The sequence below is a fragment of the Clostridium sp. D43t1_170807_H7 genome (assembly GCF_015555905.1).
In the GTDB taxonomy this organism is placed as follows: Bacteria; Bacillota; Clostridia; order Clostridiales; family Clostridiaceae; genus Clostridium.
Genome location: NZ_JADNLK010000024.1, coordinates 35,553 through 42,527 on the forward strand (window position 1 = coordinate 35,553; position 6,975 = coordinate 42,527).

The following is a 6,975-nucleotide window of genomic DNA, read 5'->3' on the forward strand; positions in this document are numbered from 1 at the left end:
CATTGCTACACCTGGCCATGCTGCAAGTTCTTTTACTGTGCTTCCACTTTCATCATATACATAAACATTTGCACTTGACCAACCACTTGGCAATTTAATTCTTGCAGTTGAATTTTCAATTTTTTCTACTTTTTTATATTTATAAGTTTCAGTAACAGTTGTACCATCTTCACCTTTTCCTGTTAATGTTAAAGTTACTGTATCACCTATCTTTGCATCTTTTCCTAATGTTATACTTTGACCATCTGTATAAGTTGTTTCAGCTCCTCCATTAATTGAATAAGTTGCTTTTGTTGTATTCTTCGCAGTTAATGTTACATTTAATGAATCAACAAATTGGGTTCCTGTTGCAGCTGAACTTTTAACTACTGGATCAACTGGAACTGGCTCAGTTTCTATAACTGCTATTGTTCCACCATCTATTTGCCCTGTAATTTTTCCATTAGAAACTGTAAATGTCTTTCCACCAAAGCTATCTTTATATTGTCCATCTGGTAAATTAGTATCTGAATTAATAGTTTTACTTCCGCCTAAATTAACTATCATCATTCCTTTAGTTCCACGTTCAACCATCATTACTTCATTACCTTGAGTTCTTAAATATTCTGATTCTCCAGCCATTGCATTACGGAAGTTATTTGTTGCTACTACTATTTGATCCTTCCACATATCATTTCCTGCATCTCCCATATTACCTGGTAATGCATTGCTTGGGCTACTACCTGCTGGTCTATTAAAGAATAATGGTGCAGATTGTGCACGGCTTCCAATAATTGCCCATGCCATTTTTATTTGATAATCTGTCAACTTTCTTGTCTTTAAGCTATCATTTATATCATTATAAGTATCATGTGACTCAACCCAAGTTACTAATTGTACTGGATTAGTTCCTGCTGGTACTTGGTAGTTTTGTGCTGAAGCTACGCTATATCCAACATTAGTATTATTAGCATCTTTAAATCCAACTGCTTCTCTAACTTTTTCTCCATAATAACTAGTTGTTAAATTCATATAAGGTAAATAACCTGCATAATTATCTGCTCCACCTTGTAAAACTTCTCCATAGATAAATAGCTGATCTCTATTTTTTACATTTCCCAATACATATGGCCAGAAGTCACTTCCTGGATTATCATTTGGTAATTCAATATGCTTAGCAGTATCAATTCTAAATCCATCTACACCACAATCGACTGCATCATTTAAAAAATCAACTATCATATTTTGTAATTTTTTATTAGAAGTATTTAAGTCTGGTAAACTTATACCTCCTTGAGTTACTTCATATCTACTATTCCAATTGTTTACAAAGAATGGAGTATGCCACATACTTGAATCATTTAATATTTCTGGATCAACAGCTTGAGATGGTACAATTTGTTGATCTCCACTACCGGCATTAGCAGTATGATTAAAAATAACATCAACTATTATTTTTATTCCATATTTCTCTGCTTCTTCACATAAACTTTTTAAGTCATCTCTTGATCCTAATTGTGCGTTACCAATCTTAAAGTTTGTTGGTTGATATAATAACCACCAATACTCTTCCTGCATTGAGTTTTCCTTAGTTCCTTGCAATGGTGAAGTTTGAACTGCTTTATATCCAGCTGCTTTAATTGCAGGTAAATTTTCTCTTATTGTATTTAAAGACCAATTCCAAGCATGTAATATTGCCCCATCATCAATTGCATTAACTGCTACTTTTGTTTCTGCTACTGCTACATCAGCTGTACTTATTAATCCAGTAAAATTATTAAATAGTAAACTTAAAGTAAATACTAATGCAATAAAGAAACTAGTAAACTTCTTTTTATTATTCATTTTATTCCCTCCACATTATATTTCTATAGTAACTCAATACCCTCTATTACTTTACTGTGTAATCTATACACATTGATACCTTATTATTGTTAGAATCCTTAGCATCAACCCAAATTTTATATCTTCCAGCTTTACTTGGTGTCCATTGAGTTGTATTTGAAATAGAATTCTTATCTATTGTTTTCCACCCTTCTGTAATTTCATGAATTGATACTGAATATAGAATTTCTCCTGTACCTTCAGTTGTTGTTGTTATTTTCACTGCTGAGCCTACAGTTCCAGTTTCTTTGTCAACCGTTATATCCTTTATTTCTAAAGATACTTCAGACTTTTTTGTAATAGTATAGTTCAATGATTTACTTGCAGTTCCTCCATTTGAATCTTTAACTGTAACTTTAATAGTATATTCTCCTGCTTCAGTAGGAACCCAAGTAAACTTATTACTTTTAGAGAAATCTCTTACAACTTCTGAATTAACTTCATACTTATAAGATAAAGTTCCCTCCCCTTCAGCCTTTGCAGTTAAATCTATTGAAGTTCCAGCAACTTGTGGTGATTCTTTTGATGCAGTAACTTCATTAACTTTAACAGTACTTGGCTCTAATTTTCCTATTCTAGCTAAAGAAGTAGTAATAACATCATAATCTTCTTTTTCTGCTGAAGTTGATGAATCAGAGCTATATTCCTCAGTTGCTACATCCAACATTGATTTATCAAATGGTATAGATGCTGTACCTGATTGTCCAAAAGTAGAAATATGCATAACTCCAATACCATTGTTTTCAATATAATCTCTATCAATTCCTAATGATTCTAATGGAATTGTCATAGAATACATAGTATCTTGCTTAGTATCATGTCCTTGTTCTAACATATTAACCCAATTTGAAGACTCATTGTATAGATCTTCTGGTTTATATCCAGCCCATCCATTACTGTTAATTCCAATCATTTCTGAGCCTAAGAATCCATCTTGATATTTAAATGATACTCCAGCATCATTAAATCCAACTGCTGTGTCATAACTAAAATATCCATCATCATCTACTTTAAAGATAGCTGGTTGTCCAACACCTGGTTTACTTGAAAAATACATCAATGTATCTACTGAAGTTTCATAGTTAACTCTAATACCCCAAACATTATCTGAATAATTTACTACTCCAGTTTTACTATCTGTACTCTTTGCTGAACCATCACCACTCTTATTTGGATCAATGCTAAATGCTAATATTTGTGGTATATCTCCATTCCAAGGCTTACCATTATCACTAATAGGATAACCTTGTGCTGGATCAACTACATCTGTAACATTAACAAATTGCCACATTAAATATAAATTATTATCATCCCAAGCACCATATAATGCATATGTGTCATATACCGGTCCCTCATGTGACCCTCTAAATATACGTGCATCATCATTTGCAACACCTTGAGCGATTATCATATCTTCTGTCCAGTCACTAAAACTATTTATTGTTTTATATTGTCCTACTCCAGTAGCATTTGTTGAATATTTACCTGCACTACTGCTAGACCTTAAATTTAAGGTATATAGTCTTTCACTTAATAATGTAACCTCTTGTGCTGAAGTAGTAACCGGTGCACTAAATATACTAGTTCCTATAATTGTAGCTGCAACTATAGATGAATATCTTTTATAAATTGATTTCATATTTACCTCCTTTTAAAGCTACTTTGTTACTTTGATAGTAATATATTTTGATTCTTTATTACCGTCTTCGTCTTTAACATCAACCCAAATTTTATAAGTTCCTGCTTTATCTGGAGTCCATTGAGTTACATTTTCAGTACTATATTTTGAAGTTAAGTTTTTCCATCCTTCCTTAATTTCATGTGTAGAAACTTTATATTGAAGTTCTCCTAATCCACTTGCATTAGTTGTTATTTCTAAAGCTTCTCCAACCTTACCTTCTGCCTTATTTGTGTTAACATCATTAATAATAAGTTTTCCTTTTTCAATTACAAATGAAACTGTCTTTTGACTAGTCATTCCATTAGAATCTTTTACAGTAACTTTTATTTTATAATTACCTATTTCAGTTGGTATCCATGTAGTAGTATTATTAGTAGAGTAATCCTTTATTACCGTAGAATTGCCATCTTTTTCAACTTCAAACTTATATTGAAGAGTTCCACTTCCTGTTGCATATGCTGAAACTTCAATAATTTCATTTATACCTTGTGGAGATTTTTTATCTGTTGAAAGACTATTTATAGTTGGTCCTAATGGATTTGTAGTATACCAAGTTCCTTTGTAATACCACATTTCATCTGTAACATTATAACCATCTTGACCTTGTCCTGGATTTTGGCTACCACCAGCGTTACTAAATATAACTTTTGCACTTTCCCAAAGTGGTTGAGTATAGCTATACCATCCATCACTATCTTTTTCTAACTTAACCCCTGGCCATGGTGCTACTTCTTCTACTACACCATCAACATCTCTATAGATATATACATATGGATTTGCCCAATTATTTGGATTATCATAATTTACTTTAACTTTTATCTTACTAGCATCTACTTTAGTGTAAGTATAAGTTGCTTCTGATTCACCATCTAAGTTTTTAGCATAAACAGTTACTTCTGTTGTTTCATCAAAATCTACACCTTCACCAATAGTAATTGTTTGACCATTAGTATAAGTTCCTTGTTCAACGCCATTAATACTGTATCTTCCTACTTCTGAATTACTTACATAAAGCTTTAATTCTAAAGTATCTGTCCAGTATTTTTTTGATTGTTCACTAATACTAACATCTGGTGATTTATCACCTTTTTCTATTAATATTACTCCATTAGAATCTGCAGTAAATGTTGCTTTACCATCTTTAACTGTTGTTATTGCTCCAGTATAAGCATCTCTTACTTTACTTCCATTGCTAAATACCTTTGAAACATCTACATCTACAGTTCCTGATGCACCAACAACACAAACAACTCTATCGCTATCTCCATCCTTGTTGTAAATTCTTCCAAATGTATATGGAGAATCTGCTATATCTATATTCTCTCCTGCACCTACTGCTAAGTGATTATTTCTGAATTGTCCAAGCTTTTGCCAGTGAGCTAAAGTTTTAGAAGCTTGGCTATTTGAGTTTGTTAAATCACTCCAATTCATAGATGTACGATACATTTGATCTTTATATTCTCCCTTTGTAAAGAAATCTGTCCAACCTAATGGTCTTGCAGTTTCATCACCATAGAAAATTTGTACTGCACCTGGTGCTAATAGTAATGATGTTCCTCCATCAATTAAGTTATTTCTATCATATAGTGTATCATCATGAGATGAAATATAACTTAATACATTGAACTCATCATCTTTATTAACTTTTGCTAACTCGTTATATTTTGATTTTAAGTTTGAAGTAGATGCTCCTTTAAATGAAAAGTTAATAATTGAGCTAAATCCACCTGATGTAAAGAATGCTGATTTAGTAACTCCATGCCCCCAAGATTCTCCTGTTGTCCAGAAATCTGTCTCTGCATCTAACACTTTATCTGGATTATTTGCTTTATATTCTTCAAATGCTATATCAGCTTCTTCATTTAGAGCTGCCCAACCTTCCATTTCTACATGATTTGCTGTGTCACATCTAAATCCATCAATACCATAATCTCTAATATAGTCTGTTAACCATTTTATTACATAATTTCTTGGAGTCCTAGGTAGATTTCTATTTGTAAAGAATTCATCTAGCTCTGCCATTTCTTCTTCATATCTACCTTCTCTTTTCCACTTTGTTTCAAGTATTGCTGGTAATTCAACTTCTTGTGTGATTTCAGTTTTTATATCAGGTAATCCAGAAAGTGGATTTGTGTATCCACCACCATCACTATATGATTCATATCCTGCATAACCTGCTGAAACTCTTACAAAATCGTTTCCCCACCAATTAGTTGCCCATGTAGGATCGTCTTTGTTATACCAAGTATTTGATTCAACTGATCCACCATCTAAATCACTTAAGTCTCCATAGTAATAATCTTCCCAACCATCTTTCATACTACCGAATCCATATTCATCAGCATCTTTCATAGTTGTATAACCTACATGGTTTAAAACTATATCCATAACAACTCTGATACCTTGTTCGTGAGCTGTATCAACAAAGTTTCTGAAATCTTCTTCTGTACCCATGTTCTCATCGATATTAGTGTAATCTAAAGTCCAATATCCATGGTAAGAATAATAAGGAAATCCTTCTCCATTATCTTGTCCATTTCCTCCTGCTGCATTTCCTGACGTAAATCCATGTATTTGTTCATATGGTGCCGTTAACCATATTGCATTAACACCTAAATCAGTAAAATAACCTTCTTCTAATTTTTGTGTTAATCCTTTTAAATCTCCACCATGAAAACCACCTGGATTATTTTCGTATCCTTCTTGTACATTTCCATTTTGGTCTAACCCTCTTCCATAGGAATAGTCATTGCTAGTATCACCATTACTAAAACGGTCTGTTAAAACAAAATAAACTGTTGCATTATCCCAAGAAAATTTTCTTTCTTCTTGAGAATCTGTACTTTTATCAAGGTTACTTGTTGTAGAGTATGTTACCTGACCATTCTCATCCATATCAACTTTTAAAACGTTTCCAATTTCTTCGTAACGATTTAAATAGCTAGTATTAAAAGATACGGTTCTTGTTGTAGCCCCTGTTACAAAGCTACTTGAAATAATAGTAGAAATTAATGCTCCGACTATTATTCGATTAAACTTTTTCCTTTTCAAACATCTCCCCCCCTATTTATTTTTTTGCTATTTATGTAACTATATTAGTTACATACTTTAAATATATAACATATTTTTACATATAACAATATAATTTCCTATATTTGTATGTTTTTACAAAAATTATAGTTTATATATTTTCGTGAAATTATCCAAAATTTTCATTGACTTTTTTATATAACAAAAATATAAAAGCTACACAAAATGTGCAGCTTTTATATTTTTGTTATATGTTATTATTACAATGCAATTTTCTTATATGTTGGATTATAATTTTTATATTTTCTTATAATAATCCTTTTATAAAAAAAGTGGCTTTCGCCACGCTCCCTTCGGGAATTTAATTTATAGTATGCCAAAAAGCATAGAGCTAATAGTAG

The 6,975-nt window shown here is 31.9% G+C and carries 3 protein-coding genes; all 3 read right to left on the reverse strand.

Annotated elements, in window-relative coordinates:
- Positions 1-1,824: alpha-amylase family glycosyl hydrolase (locus I2E98_RS13170; protein WP_243251140.1), on the reverse strand; the 1,824-nt coding region annotated here is incomplete at its 3' end.
- 46 nt (positions 1,825-1,870) lie between these two features.
- The gene (locus I2E98_RS13175) at positions 1,871-3,502 is read right to left on the reverse strand and encodes a triple tyrosine motif-containing protein (RefSeq protein WP_195469357.1); all 1,632 of its coding nucleotides are present in this window, start codon (positions 3,500-3,502) and stop codon (positions 1,871-1,873) included.
- 18 nt (positions 3,503-3,520) lie between these two features.
- On the reverse strand, positions 3,521-6,595 hold the full coding sequence (locus I2E98_RS13180) for an alpha-amylase family glycosyl hydrolase (RefSeq protein ID WP_243251143.1): 3,075 nt from the start codon (positions 6,593-6,595) through the stop codon (positions 3,521-3,523).
- Positions 6,596-6,975: the final 380 nt, after the last annotated feature.

What these genes read in the sequence shown, in the direction of transcription:
- I2E98_RS13175 (WP_195469357.1), bottom strand. Translation starts at nt 3,502, where the DNA reads ATGAAATCAATTTATAAAAGATATTCATCTATAGTTGCAGCTACAATT.